Source organism: Gordonia sp. p3-SID1431, assembly GCF_025143765.1.
Lineage (GTDB): Bacteria > Actinomycetota > Actinomycetes > Mycobacteriales > Mycobacteriaceae > Gordonia > Gordonia hongkongensis.
This window is the reverse complement of the sequence record NZ_JAMBDT010000002.1, coordinates 48,699-64,398: the sequence shown is the minus strand read 5'-3', so window position 1 is coordinate 64,398 and position 15,700 is coordinate 48,699. Positions and strand designations below refer to the sequence as shown.

At 66.4% G+C, this 15,700-nt stretch carries 14 protein-coding genes; 9 read left to right on the top strand and 5 right to left on the bottom strand.

Features of this window, described 5'->3' with window-relative positions; all coding sequences use genetic code 11:
- Nucleotides 1-34 precede the first annotated feature (34 nt).
- Both M4D77_RS01250 and M4D77_RS01245 read right to left on the bottom strand, forming a co-directional pair.
- Nucleotides 35-1,453, bottom strand: coding sequence for an aldehyde dehydrogenase (locus M4D77_RS01250; RefSeq protein ID WP_396266476.1), 1,419 nt, complete (start codon nt 1,451-1,453; stop codon nt 35-37).
- Between the two features lie 108 nt (nt 1,454-1,561).
- A complete protein-coding gene (locus M4D77_RS01245; protein ID WP_083207503.1) occupies nt 1,562-2,674 on the bottom strand; it encodes a TIGR03857 family LLM class F420-dependent oxidoreductase in 1,113 nt (370 codons plus the stop codon).
- Nucleotides 2,675-2,764: 90 nt separating this feature from the next.
- On the opposite strand from M4D77_RS01245, the gene M4D77_RS01240 reads away from it, so the two are divergent.
- From M4D77_RS01240 to M4D77_RS01220, 5 genes are all read left to right on the top strand, one after another.
- Entirely contained in the window at nt 2,765-3,886 is a 1,122-nt protein-coding gene (locus tag M4D77_RS01240; protein ID WP_065632530.1) for a phosphotransferase family protein, read from the top strand.
- Nucleotides 3,864-4,316: a MaoC family dehydratase N-terminal domain-containing protein gene (locus M4D77_RS01235; protein ID WP_083207502.1), complete on the top strand. Its 453-nt coding sequence runs from the start codon at nt 3,864-3,866 to the stop codon at nt 4,314-4,316. The genes M4D77_RS01240 and M4D77_RS01235 overlap by 23 nt, the downstream gene beginning before the upstream one ends.
- Nucleotides 4,313-4,732 carry a MaoC/PaaZ C-terminal domain-containing protein gene (locus tag M4D77_RS01230; RefSeq protein WP_065632529.1) on the top strand — a complete coding sequence of 140 codons (420 nt, stop codon included), beginning with the start codon at nt 4,313-4,315 and terminating at the stop codon, nt 4,730-4,732. The genes M4D77_RS01235 and M4D77_RS01230 overlap by 4 nt, the downstream gene beginning before the upstream one ends.
- A gap of 70 nt (nt 4,733-4,802) precedes the next feature.
- Nucleotides 4,803-6,137: a TetR/AcrR family transcriptional regulator gene (locus M4D77_RS01225; RefSeq protein WP_247450262.1), complete on the top strand. Its 1,335-nt coding sequence runs from the start codon at nt 4,803-4,805 to the stop codon at nt 6,135-6,137.
- 203 nt (nt 6,138-6,340) lie between these two features.
- Nucleotides 6,341-7,111 carry an SDR family NAD(P)-dependent oxidoreductase gene (locus tag M4D77_RS01220; RefSeq protein ID WP_065632527.1) on the top strand — a complete coding sequence of 257 codons (771 nt, stop codon included), beginning with the start codon at nt 6,341-6,343 and terminating at the stop codon, nt 7,109-7,111.
- Between the two features lie 118 nt (nt 7,112-7,229).
- On the opposite strand, the gene M4D77_RS01215 is transcribed toward M4D77_RS01220, so the two are convergent.
- Both M4D77_RS01215 and M4D77_RS01210 read right to left on the bottom strand, forming a co-directional pair.
- Entirely contained in the window at nt 7,230-8,414 is a 1,185-nt protein-coding gene (locus tag M4D77_RS01215) for a CaiB/BaiF CoA-transferase family protein (protein ID WP_065632526.1), read from the bottom strand.
- Nucleotides 8,411-10,555, bottom strand: coding sequence for an acyl-CoA dehydrogenase (locus tag M4D77_RS01210; protein ID WP_083207507.1), 2,145 nt, complete (start codon nt 10,553-10,555; stop codon nt 8,411-8,413). Before M4D77_RS01210 ends, M4D77_RS01215 begins: the two co-directional genes overlap by 4 nt.
- Nucleotides 10,556-10,835: 280 nt before the next feature.
- Here M4D77_RS01210 and M4D77_RS01205 point away from each other — a divergent pair, with 280 nt between their 5' ends.
- The 4 genes from M4D77_RS01205 to M4D77_RS01190 are packed head-to-tail and all read left to right on the top strand — an operon-like array spanning nt 10,836 to nt 14,632.
- Nucleotides 10,836-12,347 carry a class I adenylate-forming enzyme family protein gene (locus tag M4D77_RS01205; protein WP_065632524.1) on the top strand — a complete coding sequence of 504 codons (1,512 nt, stop codon included), beginning with the start codon at nt 10,836-10,838 and terminating at the stop codon, nt 12,345-12,347.
- A gap of 45 nt (nt 12,348-12,392) precedes the next feature.
- Nucleotides 12,393-12,698 carry a hypothetical protein gene (locus M4D77_RS01200; RefSeq protein ID WP_065632523.1) on the top strand — a complete coding sequence of 102 codons (306 nt, stop codon included), beginning with the start codon at nt 12,393-12,395 and terminating at the stop codon, nt 12,696-12,698.
- Nucleotides 12,691-13,788, top strand: a complete 1,098-nt coding sequence (locus M4D77_RS01195; protein WP_065632522.1) for a CaiB/BaiF CoA-transferase family protein — start codon at nt 12,691-12,693, stop codon at nt 13,786-13,788. Before M4D77_RS01200 ends, M4D77_RS01195 begins: the two co-directional genes overlap by 8 nt.
- Before the next feature lie 43 nt (nt 13,789-13,831).
- Nucleotides 13,832-14,632, top strand: coding sequence for an enoyl-CoA hydratase-related protein (locus tag M4D77_RS01190; RefSeq protein WP_065632521.1), 801 nt, complete (start codon nt 13,832-13,834; stop codon nt 14,630-14,632).
- 126 nt (nt 14,633-14,758) lie between these two features.
- On the opposite strand, the gene M4D77_RS01185 is transcribed toward M4D77_RS01190, so the two are convergent.
- Entirely contained in the window at nt 14,759-15,619 is an 861-nt protein-coding gene (locus tag M4D77_RS01185) for a 3-carboxyethylcatechol 2,3-dioxygenase (protein WP_175401198.1), read from the bottom strand.
- Nucleotides 15,620-15,700 lie beyond the last annotated feature (81 nt).

Sequence of the window (15,700 nt, the reverse complement as noted above, 5' to 3'; positions counted from 1 at the left end):
TTATTGTCCTTCCACACTACGTTCCGACGAGACGTCAGAGGATGATCGATTGCGATTCGAGGTATGCCGCAATGCCTTCCGGGCCACCCTCGCGTCCGATACCTGATTTCTTGAAACCACCGAAGGGACTCCCGAAGTCCAGTGGCGCCGCTGAGTTGATCGACACCGAACCGGTTCGGATACGCGCCGCCACCCGGCTTGCCCGCACCGGATCCGCCGACCAGACCGCACCCGCGAGTCCGTACTCCGAGTCGTTGGCCACGGCGACCGCGTCGTTCTCGTCGTCGTAGGCGATGACCACCGCAACCGGCCCGAACAACTCGTCACGGGCGATCGCCATGTCGTTGTCGACGTCCGCCAGCACAGTCGGGCTGACATACGAACCGCTGTCGAAACCGTCAGGGCGGGTACCGCCGGCGACCAGGCGAGCACCGGCGTCGACCGCGCCCGCCACCGCGTTCTCGATTCTGTCGCGGGACGCCGCGTTGATGACCGGTCCCACCTCGGTGTCACGTTCTGCTGGATCACCGATGCGCATCGCCGAGACTGCTGCCGCAAACGGCTCGAGGATCTCGTCGTAGCAACTGCGCGGCAGCAGGATCCGCGTCTGCGCGGCACAGATCTGCCCGTTGTTGGCCATCACGCCGGTGACCAGTCCGTTGATGAGGGTGGCGTCGACCACGACATCGTCCAGCACGACAGCGGCCGACTTGCCTCCCAATTCGAGGGTCACTCGACGGACGTCCTGCGCACACGCGGCGCCGATCTGTTTTCCGGCAGCGGTCGATCCGGTGAAGCTGATCTTGTCCACACCAGGGTGGGCGACGAGCGCCGCTCCCGTGGCCACACCACCGGAGACGATGTTGATCACCCCCGCCGGGATACCGGCTTCCTCGATGCACTCCGCCAGCATCGAGAGGGCGAGCGGTGCCTCCGGTGACGGCTTGAGGACGATCGTGCACCCGGCGGCCAGCGCCGGAGCCATCTTCAACGCGGCGGTGAACAACGGTGCGTTCCAGGGCACGATCGCTCCCACCACACCGACCGGGAGTCGACGCACCAGAACCTCGCCACCCGTCGCCGACGGGCGTCTCTCCTCGAACTCGTAGTCCTCGACGATCGCCGCACAGGCCCGGTAGACCCCGAGGGCGGTGGCCAGTTGCCCGAAGGTCGTCCACTTCCGTGGTGACCCGACCTCGGCGGAGACGACGTCGGCCAACTCTTTCGTCCGTGCTCCGATCGCATCGGCCAGGGCGGTGATCGCCTGTGCGCGGATGGCGGCGGTGCTGGACTGCCACGGGCCATGCTCGAGCGCCGTCCGGGCGGCCTCGACCGCGACGGCGACGTCGGCCGCGGTCGCCTCGCCGACCCGTCCGAGCAATTCGCCGTCGGCGGGCGAACGGACCTCGATCGGCGGCCCCGATGTCGGACTCCATTTTCCCGATACGTACATGCCTTCGAATTCGTACACGTACAACCTCTCACTGTGCTCTGCGAGCGTGGCAGCCACGATGTCGTGATCACCCATCGGCCCGTCCGTATTTCTGGCAGTAATGTCACCCTAGACCAACGACGGTACCGCGCCCTCGGCGCTGCCGAACAGCGGTCCGAGCTGATCGGGCGTACTACCGTGCAGAACCAGTTCGTCGGCGCCGGCATCGCGGTACCGATCGAATGTCCGCCAGCATTCGGTCCCCGAACCCACCGCGGACGCCGACCGGATCCATTCCTCGGGTAGCGAGGACGCCACCTCGGTGAGCTGTTCGCGTGTCCGAACCGAATCCGCCGCCCCCCGGACACCGCGCAGGTGCGGATGCGCACGGAGCGCGTCCAGATCCTCGACCGACCATCCGTTGACCTTCGCCAGCTGCTCGCCGAACCCCGGGATCTGGTAGTACGTCACCGCACGGCCACCGATCACGGCCAGTTCCTCGGCGGGGTCGAGGCCGGAGGCCACGACCACGGTGGCGTAGATCCGCACGCTGCCGGAGGCGCGTTTCGCATCCTTCTCCGCCTGACGGACGACCCGGACCGATCGGGCGACGGCCTCCGGTGTCAGGAACGGGTGCAACAGCACCCCGTCGAAGTACCGGCCCGCGATGCCGAGCCCCCGGGGGCCGATCGCGGCGAACACCAACGGCGGAACCGGCTGGTCCGGAACATCGGCCAGGCGTAGCGAGGGATATCTGCCGGCCGGTCCGTCGTATGTGACCTTCTCGCCGCGACACAGCCGTCGGAACAGTTCGGCCGAGTCGACGATCGAGGCATTCGTGGATGGGGGTAGCCCGACCGCACGCCACATCGCGTCGACCGAGCGGCCGATCCCGATGACGATCCGTCCATTCGACATCGCCTGGGCCGTCATCGCCATCGAAGCGAGCATCGCCGGATGCCTGGACTGGAAATGAGTGATCCCCGAGGCGATCTCGATCGTGTCCGTGACCTGGCCGATCGACCCGGCGATGACACCGAAATCCTTCGTGCCCCACCGCTCGCTGAGCCACAGTGTGCTCAAGCCCAGGCGCTCGGCCTCGACCGCCTGGCCGATCACCGGCCGGGGATCCGGTACGCGCCCTGGAAGCGTGTACGCACCCACCGCCGGCCGAGGCGGTCGCCCGGTCCCGAGCGCAGGATCGAACGCGATCCCCGAAAAGTTGGCTTTTTCGTCGGTCATGGGCCTATTCTGACAGTGTTGGTCACTTTATGAAAGGGCGTGGCAGTCCGAGTTTCGCGGCGGCGCCCGGGCCGGAGGAATGGAATTCGTATGGTCTACACACCGACCCGGGGTGACCTCGGCGGCGATGCACGCGAGGTTCTCGACTCCTGGCTTCCCCCGCGCATCGCACCCGACGGCACCGACTTCGAGATCTCGGATCTCTCGGCGCCGGATGCGGGCTATTCGGGCAAGACGGTATTCCTGACCGCGACGTGGACGGACCCGGCCGGAAACCGGCGACGCGCGGACCTCGTACTGCGGATGCAGGCATCGGACCACCAGTTGTTCACCACTCCGGACGCACCCCGCCAGGCCGAGATCATGAAACGGCTGGGCCGGACGGCGCGCGTCGCGGTTCCGGAGATCGTGTGCATCGAACGCGATTCCTCGATCCTCGGCGCCCCCTTCTATCTGATGCGACGTGTCCGTGGCCGCACGCCTTCGGACGTGCCGAGCTGGCACAAGCGTGGTTGGACCACCGAGCTCTCGACTCCCGAGCGAGAACTCCTCTACGACAACGCGATCGAGTCGTTGGTGGCCGTCCATCAGGTGGACGACCCGGACGTGCTGGACTTCCTGCGCGAAGCTTCCGCGACCGGGTCGACCGGGCTCGCCCGCTATCTCGACAACCTCCGACGTTGGTACGAGTGGGCTCGCCCCGATCTCGCCGTCGGCGCGGAGACCCTGGCGCGCGCGTTCGATGCCATCATGACCGGGGCGCCGACCACCGACCGCGAAGGCGTGGTGTGGGGTGATGCTCGTGTCGGGAACATGTGTTTCGCCGACGACATGTCGGTCGCCGCATTGTTCGACTGGGAGACCGCAACCACCGGACCCCCCGAGATCGATCTGGGTTGGTGGCTGATGTTCGAGGAATTCCTCTGTGAAGCACTCGGTTTCATCCGCCCCGCCGGTATCCTCGACAGCGAAGCGACTCTCCGTCGATACGTCGAACTCGGCGGACGAGTCGACGGCGACATCGGCTACTACAAACTGCTGGCAGCGTTTGTGCTGTCGCTCATCAACAACCGTCTCGCCATCCTGCTGGCCAGAGACGGTCTCGACATGGAGATCGCCCGCAGGTATCCCACCACCGTCGTCGGACTCGTGGACCGATATCTCACCGAACTGAGCACTGGAGAACCAGATGACCAACAGCGAACCGCCTGAACCGTCGCCGGTCGGCACCACCGGCCAACCCTGGGAGATGGTGATCGAACAGGGCAAGATCCGCGAGTTCGCCGCCGCGATGCAGTCGGACAACCCCGCTTATCAGGGACCCGACGCGATCATCCCACCGACATTTCTCGTCAACGCCGCGCAGTGGGCACCGGCGGGAGTACGGATCAACGTCGGTTTCGACCGCAGACGACTGCTACACGGCGAGCAGGAGTACACGTTCGTCGGCCCTCCCCCCAGGGTCGGCGACGTCCTGATCGCGCAGGAGCGCATCGTCGACCGATACGAGAAGCCCGGCAAGCGGGGAGGTCAGATGCGATTCGCCGTCGTGAGAACCGAGTTCCGGGACCGAACCGGTGATCTGGTCGCCCAGGCCACCGCAACTTTCATCGAACGCGCTGCCCGAGGAGCAACCCGATGACCGCCCTCACCGTCGGAAGCACCGCCACGCCTCGACAGTTCGGACCGCTGACCCGTCAGATGTTCGTCCGGTACTCGGGAGCCTCTGGGGACCTGAACCCGATGCACTACGACGACACCATGGCACGCAGCGCCGGGAACCCGTCCGTGTTCTCGCAGGGAATGCACCAGTCCGCGTTGCTCGCGACCTTTGCGACCGACTGGCTCGGGGCCGAGAACGTACGCCGTTACGGTGTGCGGTTCCGTGAACAGGTATGGCCGGACGATGTCCTGACCTGCACCGGCGCGGTCACCGCGATCACCGAGAACGCCCGCGGCGAGACCATTGCCGCCGTCGAGTTGACGTGCACCCGGCAGAATGGCGCGGTCGCCATCGCCGGATCGGCCGATTTCGTCGTACCACATGTGGCAGCGTGACGAAGACGATCGTGCCGTTTCGGGACGGTCGGTCGTCCGCTGTGGCGATCAGCGGTTAGGCTGAACTCCCATGTCAGATGCAACGCCGATAACGCGCAGGGCCAGCTATGGCCCGTCGAGCCCCGAGGTGGGCAGCCGGGGCGCGAACACACGCACCAAGATCGTCGAGGTCTCCCTGGATCTGTTCGGCCGGCTGGGCTTCTTCAACACCTCCGTGGACGCCATCGCCAAAGAGGCCGACATCTCGAGGGCCACGCTCTACCAGTACTTTCCCGGCAAGGACGAGATTTTCCTCGAACTCCTGGATGTGTGCGGGCGGGCTCTGTTCCGGGTCGCGCGGCGTATCGGCCCGCTGGGCCCGACCAAGGTCGGATTCGACAACCTCAACTGGTGGCTCGGCGAGTGGAGCTGGGTCTTCGACCGATACTCCACGATGTTCGTGCAGTGGACGAGTGTGGCCATGTCCGACACCTCCGTCCGGCCGCAGATCGACACTTTCATGTCGGCCTACACAAAGCTGGTCACCGACAGGCTCGAGCGTTCGGACCTGCAGGGAATCGAACCGCGGGTGGCCGCGATGGCGATGATCGCGATCGTGCACCGCATCAACCTGTTCCTCGCCACTGATCGCACCTACGGTCGAGACACCCAGGCGGTGGTCGACTCGCTGTCTGTCTACCTGCAGTTGTTGCTGTTCCCCGAGACCCCGTCGTCCGTCCTCAACAGCATTCCTCTGGAGACGCCGCCCGAGGACGTGGTCATCGAGGTGCCTCCGCTGCCTTCGACCGTCGGCCTGTCCGTCGAGGACCGGACCGCGAATCTGAGCAAGCGTGCGATCAACACCGTGCGCACTCTGGTGGATGCCGGCGCGAAGCAGTTCCAGCTCAAGGGATATCACCGTACGAGCGTCGACGACATCGTAGAAGAGGCCGGACTCGCCCGCGGGACGTTCTACAAGTACTTCAGCGAGAAGCAGGACCTCCTGGTCGCCATCAGCATCGAAGCCGCCGATCTGGCGATAGATCACGCCGAGCGCCTGAGCAAGATCAATCTCACCGACCCGGACACCACAGAGCTCCGTGCCTGGATCCGCAGCCTGGACGATTTCATGAGGCGCTACTCGGGTTCGATCGGGGCGTGGAACGAGCAGACCACGGACAACGACATCGTGGGTCAACTCGGCGTCTGCGGGCAGGCGGCCATGGATGCGGCGATGGTGGCCGACCTCGTCGCGACGCGACGTGACTATCCGTTCGACCCCGTGGTCGCGGCCATCATCTTCCGCTCACTGGTCGCCAGAATTCCGCAGGCCGCGCGGGAACAGTCACCTCCGCTGTCGGAGGACGAGACCGCCGATCTCCTGATCGCGTGCATCCGGCGCGGATTCTTCAGCCATCTGGCCTGACCCCTGAGACCGGACTCGTCAGTGCTCTTCTGACCCATGGTCGGAAAGTTGCTTCGCCAGAAGCGTTGCTTTACACGACATCTGAAGCCTGGGACCCGTCCGTCATTGACTACTTCTGACGACTATGTCATCTTTGAGGGAACTCATTACGGGTGGTCTGATCGGCATTCGACCGAATGCCGCAGCAGGAGAGGAAGCTTCAGATGGATATCAGTCGCGCATCCGCGCTCGTCACCGGTGGCGCCGGCGGTCTCGGAGAGGCCACGGTTCGCACCCTGGCCGCCGCGGGTACGTCCGTGGTCATCGCCGACCTGAACGATGAGAAAGGCAAGGCCCTCGAAGTCGAACTCGGTGACCACGTGCGCTACGTCAGCACCGACGTGCTCGACGAGAGCAGTGTCAACGCGGCCCTCGCGGTCGCCAACGAGCTTGCGCCCCTTCGGATAGTCGTCAACGCGCACGGCGGGTCCGCTGGCGCGTCACGCGTGGTCGGTCGCGACGGTGAGCCGGCCTCGTTCGAACAGTTCCAGTGGTACGTCAATCTGTTCCTCAACGGGACCTTCAACGTCCTGCGACTCGGCGCCGCCTCGATGGCCAAGAACGAGCCCGACGAGGTCGGCAACCGTGGTGTCATCGTCAACACCGCGAGCATCGCCGCGTTCGAAGGTCAGATCGGACAGACCGCCTACTCCGCGGCCAAGGGCGGCGTCGTCGGTCTGACGCTGCCTGCCGCGCGCGACCTCACCAAGCAGGGCATCCGCGTGATGGCCATCGCACCGGGCACCTTCTTCACACCGGCCTTCAAGATGGAACGGGAGGAGGCCGAAAAGTACTGGGGTTCAACGGTTCCTTACCCATCTCGGATGGGTAGCCCGTCAGAGTACGCCGCCCTGGTGGAGCACATCGCGAAGAACGACTACCTCAACGGCGAGGTCATTCGCATCGACGGAGCGCTGCGGTTCCAGCCCAAATAGGACCCTGACGACCACACAACAAACGGATCGAGTCGCTCACCGGCGAGCGACTCGATCCGTTGTTGTCTGCGATGGGGTAGGGCGCGCCGGGAGGCAACCGCCACAGCTCACCGCTGCCTCACACGATGTTCGCGTGCCGCCACTGATCGATCGTCGCCGCGTCCACGCCCAGTTCCCCCAAGATCTTCTCGCTGTGTTCGCCCAGTGCCGGAACAGGATCCATCCGGGGATCGACCCCCCTCAGATCAGCCGGCGGTAACAACGCACCGATCTGTCCGCCGGGTGTGCGCACGGTGCGCCACCGCTTGCGTTCGGCCAGCACCGGATGGTCCCACACTTGCACCATGGTGTTCGTCCGGGCGTTGGCGATACCCGCGGCCTCGAGCTTGTCTTCCAGCTCGTCCGCCGTGAGGGATTGGATCGCGGCGGTGATGATCGCCTCCAGTTCCTCCCGGTTGAGCACGCGCAGGGGGTTCTTGGTGAACCTGGGATCATCCGCCAACTCCGGCAGGCCGAGGACCTCCGCACAAAGTCGTTGCCACTCGGGCTGATTCTGGACGGCGAGCAGGACGATACCGCCATCACCGGCGGTGAACGGACCATACGGCGCGATCGTCGCATGCCTGGCTCCGGTCCGACGCGGAGCGGTGCCTCCATACCGGGAGTAGTACATCGGGGAACCCATCCACTCCGCGAGGGCCTCGAAGAGCGACACCGAAACGGCGGGCGCGCGGCCCGTCGTCGCCCTCGTGTACAGCGAGGCGAGGATACCCGAATAGGCAAAGGTCCCGGCCGCGATGTCGGCCACGGAGATCCCCGCCTTGGCGGCCTCGTCCTCGGTCCCGCTCACCGCGATCAGACCGGCCTCGGCCTGGACGAGCAGATCGTAGGCCTTCCGCGACTGCCACGGCCCCTCTCCGTAACCGGTGATCTCACAGACGATCAGACCGGGATGCGAGGCTTCGAGGTCGTCGGCACCCAAACCCATCCGGCGCACTGCCCCCGGACCGAGATTCTGGATGAACACGTCCGCATCTGCGAGCAGTTCGCGCAGAATCCGCTGCCCGACCTCGCTCTTGAGGTCGAGCGTCAACGATTCCTTGGACCGGTTGAGCCAGACGAAGTAGCTCGAATCCCCGTGCACCGTCTCGTCGTAACCCCGGGCGAAGTCCCCGACCCCGGGGCGCTCGATCTTGATGACCCGCGCGCCGAGGTCGGCCAGCTGACGAGTGGCATACGGCGCAGCCACCGCCTGCTCGAGACTGATGACCGTGATACCGACGAGCGGCAAGGAGGGGGTCATCGAACCGATGGTTCGCGCGGCAGGCCCAGCAGACGTTCGGCGATGGTGTTGCGCATGATCTCAGACGTGCCGCCGGCAATGGTCAGGCAACGCGCGAACAGGTAGGCGTACGTGAGGCCGGGAGTGTTTCCGGTGACCGCGGCGGTACCGGCCAGGTCGATGCCCAGCTCGGTGATTCGTTGCGAGTGTTCGGCTTTGATCAGCTTGGTGACGTTCGCCTCGGGTCCTGGTCCGGCACCGATGACCGCTCGGGCGGCCTGGCGGAGATTGAGGAGACGCAGTGTGTGGGCTTCGGCGATCATCTCGCCGACCCGATGCTCCGCGTCACGGGCGCCGGTCCCGTCCAGCAACTTGACCAGTTCCGCGACGCCGAAGTCGATGGAACCGCTGCCGCCGCCGATGGAAACCCGCTCGTTGCCCAAAGTGGCCCGGGCGACCTTCCATCCTTCGCCCACCTCCCCGACCACATCGGAATCGGGAACGAACACGTCGTCGAAGAAGACCTCGTTGAACAGCGCCTCACCGGTGATCTCGCGGAGCGGACGAATCTGGACTCCCTCGGACGAGAGGTCGATCGCCATCATCGACACACCCGCATGTTTCGAGGCGTCCGGATCGGTGCGGACGGTCGCGAGGCCCCACTGACATTCGAGAGCGACACTGGTCCAGACCTTTTGGCCGGTCACGCGCCAACCGCCGTCGACCTTCTTGCCGACGGTCCGGACAGCAGCAGCATCCGAACCCGCGCCGGGCTCGCTGAACAGCTGGCACCACTGGTCGCGACCGCGAAGTACCGGTTCGATCCACCGCTCTCGCTGATCATCCGAACCCACCTGCGCGATGGTGAGATTGACCCAACCCGTGATCCCGAGATCGGGCAGGTCGATACCCTCGAACTCTTCCTCGATGACCAGTTGTTCGATCGCTCCGGCCTCGCGTCCCCAGGGCCTACGCCAGTGCGGCACGAGGTATCCGCTGTCGACCAGGTGGTCACGGCGCTGCCCCTCGGGCAGGGATCGTACGGCCTGCGCCTCGGCGCGTGCAGCCGCGCGGAACTCCTCGGCCTCTGGTGGCAGGTCGAACGACGCGCCCTGCGCCTGCCCCGCACGATACGCATCGACGATGTCGGCGAGCGGATCGACGCCGTCGGTCAGAATCGCGGCCACGGTGGTCGCCCTGCGTAAGTACAAGTGGGCGTCGTGTTCCCAGGTGAACCCGATGCCCCCGTGCAGCTGGATGTTCATCCGGGCATTGCCCAGTTGGGCCGGGCCCGCGTACGCGGCAGCGACCGCCGAGGCGAACCAGATGCCGTCGATGTCACTCGCACGCGCCGCGTCCCAGGTGGCCGCGATCGACGCCTCGGTGGCGATGAGCATGTTGGCGCAGTGGTGTTTGACCGCTTGGAATGACCCGATGGACCGTCCGAACTGTTCGCGGACCTTCGCATAATCGGTGGCCATCTCGAGGCACGCGAGCGCGCCGCCGATCGCCTCTGCGGCGGCCAGGACGCGAAGGACACTGCGGCCCGCCCGACTCGCGCTGCGCAGAACACGGTTGGTCGGGACCGCGACTGCGGTCAGCGACACCGTGCCGATACCGCGAGTGGTGTCGAGGGCCTCGGCCGCCGCGACCTCGACGCCGGCTGTGGCCTTGTCGAGCACGACGAGGTCGTCGCCGAGGGAAAGCACGAGGAGGTCTGCCTCAGGTGCCGACAACACCGCGCGCACCTGGCCGCTGATCAGACCGTCGGCGTCGCGGGACAATCCATTGGCGAGCCCCACAGCGCCTGTCGTGGAACCGTCGGCGAGACCCGGGAGGAGTTCGGCGCGGAGATCCTCGTCGCCCGCGTGAGCGATCACGGCCGACGCGACCACGGTCGACAGGAACGGGCCGGGAGCCAACTCGTGCCCCATCGCCTCGAGGACAACGGCCAATTCGGCGATGCCGTAGCCTGAGCCCCCGTACTCTTCCGGTAGGTGCAAGCCGAGCCAACCGAGGTCTGCAGTGCTCGACCAGAAGGTCTCGAGTTCGACAGCCCCGTCCAGAGAGGCCCGCGCAGCCGCACGCACACCGTGCCGCGCGAGATGGCCGACGGCGGCGTCGGCCAGGTCAATGTGTTCGGAGGATATGGCAAGCGCCATCTCGGCCACCTTTCGATTGCGAACTCGTCGGGCCTGTCGACGTTCGAAACTGACCCTAGATGTCAGATCACCGATATTCAAGACTCGCTCGATCGCGGCCGGACCGAGCAGGCTTCGGCACCCCCATCTTGCGATGATGGATTCTGAACTGGGCAAATATTCGCCGCATCCGCGTCAGGGACTCGGCTCGGCCATTGCATGGACAGGGTGTCAGATGATCTACTATGGTTCCGTGCAGGAGTGACCCACGTCATTCACACGAGAGATTTGGAAGTCTTGAATGAGCATCTCGCTGATCTTGGACATGGCCTTGTCGGGCAACCCCGACAAGACGGCCATCACCGTCGACGGAGCCTCCCTGACCTACGCCGAATTCGGTGAACTGGTCACCGGCGCAGCGACCGTCATCACGCAGGCAGGCGCCGAGAACGTCGTCTTCCTCGGGGAATCCGGACTCGAACTCCCGGTGCTGCTGTTCGCCGCGGCCCATGCCGATGTCCCGTTCGTCCCGGTGAACTACCGCCTGGCCGCCGCGCAACTCGAGCAATTGATCGCGCGCACCCGCTCTCCATTGGTCGTGGCAGACCCGAGATACGTGTCCGAACTGTCGTCGGATCACAACGTGACGACCACCGAGGAGTTCGCGACGGCCGCGCGGGCCGCTGCCGCCGACCCCCTGCCGGCCGCGAACGTCGACCCCGACGATCCGGCCATCGTCCTGTTCACCAGCGGGACCACCTCCGCCCCCAAAGGTGTGATCCTGCGACACAGCCATCTGCTGAGCTACGTCATGAGCACAGTGGAATACGGCTCCGCAGCGGACAACGAGGGCGCGCTGATCAGCGTTCCGCCTTATCACATCGCCGGGATGGGCACGATCCTGACGAACGTCTACGCGGGCCGGCGGATGATCTATCTTCCCCAGTTCGACGCACACGGGTGGGTGGAACTCGCCCGCCGCGAGGGCGCCACCTCGGCGATGGTCGTGCCGACGATGCTGGACCGTATCGTCGATGCCCTCGCGGGTGCGCCGGCCGACCTTCCCGCTCTCGCATCGTTGTCCTACGGTGGGGCACGGATGCCGCGCCCCACCCTCGAAGCAGCGCTACGCGCGTTCCCCCAGGCGGGCTTCGTCAATGCGTACGGACTGACCGAGACGAGTTCGACCATTGCCCTTCTCGGTCCCGACGACCATCGCGCGGCCATGGAGAGCGACGATCGCGACGTCCAGGCACGCCTGGGCTCCGTCGGCCGGCCGGTGCCCGGGATCGAGATCCAGTTGCGTGGCCCCGACGGCCTCCCGGTGGCCGACGGCGAGCAAGGCGAGCTGTGGGTACGTGGACCGCAGGTCTCCGGTGAGTACATGGGGGCCGGGTCGGTCCTCGACGCCGAAGGTTGGTTTCCCACAAAGGACCTCGCATACACCGATTCCGCCGGGTATCTGTTCATCGTGGGGCGCAACGACGACACCATCATCCGTGGCGGCGAGAACATTGCACCCGCCGAGATCGAAGACGTACTCGTACAGCATCCCGCGGTCCATTCGGTGGTGGTTGTCGGTGTGCCCGATGCTCATTGGGGTGAGGCCATCGTGGCCGCCGTGGTCGTCGAGGCGGGCTCCTCGCCCGACCACGACGAACTGCGCACCTACGTACGCGAGCGCCTCCGTGGTTCCCGGACACCGGACAGGGTGGTCTTCCTCGACGACCTCCCGGCAACCGCGACCGGAAAGATACTGCGCAAGAAAGTCGTCGAGGACATCGTCGATCGTCCTGCGACCGCACACGCGTAGCGCGTGCACACCACCTGATCCGATCAGCAAGAGAACGGAGACACCGTGTTCAAGACCGGAAGTCGTCTACAAAGCCAGGTTTGTGGCACCCAGGTCATCATCATCAAGGCGCCGGCAGGCGAGGCAGCACTCGATTGCGGGGGTCAGCCGATGATCGATGTGACGCAGTCACCGGTGGCCGGGCTCAGCCCCGCCGCGGGCCTCGACGGCGGCACCCAGATCGGCAAACGCTACGTCGACGCCGACGACACCGTCGAGATCCTGGTGACCAAGCCCGGCACCGGAAGCCTGTCGCTGGACGGGAAGCTGCTGGACGTCAAGAGCGCCAAGCCACTCCCCTCGAGTGACTGACGGCGCAACTTCGGCGCGCGGACCGCTCGGCGGGATTCGCGTACTCGAACTAGCAGGTGTCGGACCGGCGCCGCACGCCGCGATGTTGCTCGGCGATCTGGGCGCGGACGTCGTCCGCGTCCAGCGTCGTGGCTCGCTGGCCCCGGATCGCCCCGCCGCGGCCGGACTTCGAGGTCGGACGATCGTCGAGGCCGACCTGAAGGACGCGGCGGACCTGCGTGACATCCGGGGGCTCGTTCAGCGAGCCGACATCCTGATCGAGGGGTTCCGTCCGGGCGTGGCGGAGCGGATGGGCCTCGGACCCGACGACGTCGCCGAGCTCAATCCGCGACTGATCTACGGCCGGATGACCGGATGGGGACAGACTGGTCCGCGTGCCGCCGAAGCCGGGCACGACCTGAATTACATCGCCATGACCGGGCTGCTCCACGCCGTGGGCCGGCCGGGTGAACGCCCGGTGCCGCCGCTGAACCTGTTCGGCGATTTCGGCGGCGGCTCGATGTTTCTGGTGATCGGGCTGGTCGCGGCCCTGGTCGAGCGACAGTCGTCGGGTCGAGGCCAGGTCGTCGATGCCGCGATCGTGAACGGCGCCCCCATGCTCGGGCACCTCTTGTGGGCCATGCGTGGCGCGGGTCGGTGGTCAGACGATCGCGGCGTCAACGTCTTCGACGGGTCCGCGCCGTTCTACGACACCTACGAGTGTGCTGACGGGAAGTACGTCGCGGTCGCCGCCTTGGAGCCGCAGTTCTTCTCGGAGCTCCTCGCCGTACTCGGTATCGATCCGCTCGAGGTGGGCGAGCAGCGAGACCCGGCCGGTTTCCCGCGGATGCGCACGATTTTCACCGAACGCTTCGGTTCGCGGACACGGGACGAGTGGGCCGCGATGTTCGCCGGGACCGACGCGTGTGTCACCCCGGTGCTGACGTTCGCCGAAGCCGAGACCGATGCGCACATGGTCGGTCGCGGTGTGTTCACCGCGATCGGCGGGGTCACCCAACCCGCACCGGCACCGGCGTTCTCACGGACGTCGCCTGCACTACCGACGCCACCGCCTCGCCGTCCGGCCGAGACCGCGGACGTCTGGGCCTGATCGTCAACCGTTGTCCGTACTACCGATCCTGGAGGAATTGATCATGACCGTGACTGCCGAAGCCCCCGCGCTGATCGAGCGCCGCGGCCACGTCTTGCTCATCACGCTGAACCGCCCGCAGGCGCGTAACGCCGTGAACGCCGAGATGTGCATTCTGGTGGGGGATGCCCTGGCAGAAGCAGACAAGGATCCCGACGTTCGCGCAGTCGTGCTCACCGGAGCCGGCGACAAGGCGTTCTGTGCCGGCGCCGACTTGAAGGCGATCATGCGCGGGGAAGCTGTGATCCCGCCCGGACGCGAGAAGTGGGGTCTGGCCGGATACGTCGGACAGGCGATCAGCAAGCCCACGATCGCGGCTGTCAACGGACCGGCGCTCGGCGGCGGCACCGAACTGGTACTCGCCAGCGATCTGGTCGTTGCGGCCGACACCGCGGTGTTCGGGTTGCCGGAGGTGACCCGCGGGCTGATCGCCGGAGCAGGCGGCGCGTTCCGTCTCGCCGCGAAACTCCCGCCGGCGGTCGCCATGGAACTACTGTTGACGGGCGAGTCGATCACCGCGGCCCAGGCACTCGACCTGCATCTGGTCAACCGGGTGGTGCCCGCGGCCGACGTTCTCGACACCGCGCTGGCGCTCGCTGCGACGATCGCCGGCAACGCGCCGCTCGCGGTTGCCGCCACCAAGCGAATCGCCCTGGCGCAGAACGAGAGTGGCGATCGTCCTCAGGAAGCAGTCGGCTGGGAGATGACGAACGCGGCACTGCCCGCAGTCGCCGGCTCCGAGGATGCCAAGGAGGGCCCGCGCGCATTCGCGGAGAGGCGCGCCCCGGTCTGGCAGGGCCGCTGACCGGTCGCGTCCTCCGGGCGGACGGACCACCTGTCCGGACGGCCGAACTGAGGCTGTCGCGAGAGACCCCTGGTAGCGATGCGCCAGGGGCTCCACCCCCTCATCGTGTCGGTCGCCGGGCGCAGGTCAACGCGATACGACGAGACCCATGCCGGTGATCCATTCTTCGACCGGCTGGTAGGCGACGGTGTGCAGCGGCTTCCCGCCGCCGGCGGCGCCCGCTGCGAGCCAGGTTCGCACCTCGTTGGCGCCGACGCCGGCCTGCGCACGCGCGTCGTCGGTGAGTGCGGCGAGTTCGGCACCATCCCACTCGGCCAGCGCATCCAGGAAGGCCCTGTCCCACTCGGGCTTGATCTTCTTCCGCGCGGCCGCGGCGCCCTCGGTGATCACGCGCCGCCGCTCCTCGTCGCTGATGTCGAAGGCATCGAGTTCCAGGCTCGGCGGCGAGTGCGACAGTCCGCCGGTCCCGACGACGAGCACGCGCGCGTCGATCGTGTCGAGAAACCGTCCGACCGCGTCGCCGAACGACAGGACCCGCGCAGCCGACGGCAGCGGCCCGGTCGCACAGTTGATGGGTAGCGGGATGACCGGGTACGCATTCAGGTCTCCGGTCAGATCTCGTAGCGGTTGCGCGAACGCGTGGTCGAGGCCGACCTCCCGACAGATCGAGATGTCGAACTCCGAGTCGAGCAGATGGGCGCCGAGCTCGGCGGCGATGTCAGCCGGAACGTCCAGGCGACCCTCCGCGTGGCCGCCTTCGGGAAGTATCGAGGCCGACAGCGCGACGGCAAAGGTCGGGACGATGTGGCGGAAAGCCCGCCGGTGGTCGCCACCGAACAACACCACGAAGTCGGGGTCGAACTCGGTTACCACGGCGCGTGCCTCGGCCAGACCCGCCCGGAACTCCGTTCCGAAGACCAGATCGGTGTCGCGCTCCATGCCGGGGCTGTGGCTCGCGCACACCACCAAGCGGTTCTGTTCGGTCATGTCACTCCTCGTCCGTACGCGGTGGGTGGCCCGCCCGCGCGCCGCCCACCGATCAATAGTGACACAGACGTTAGATCAAAT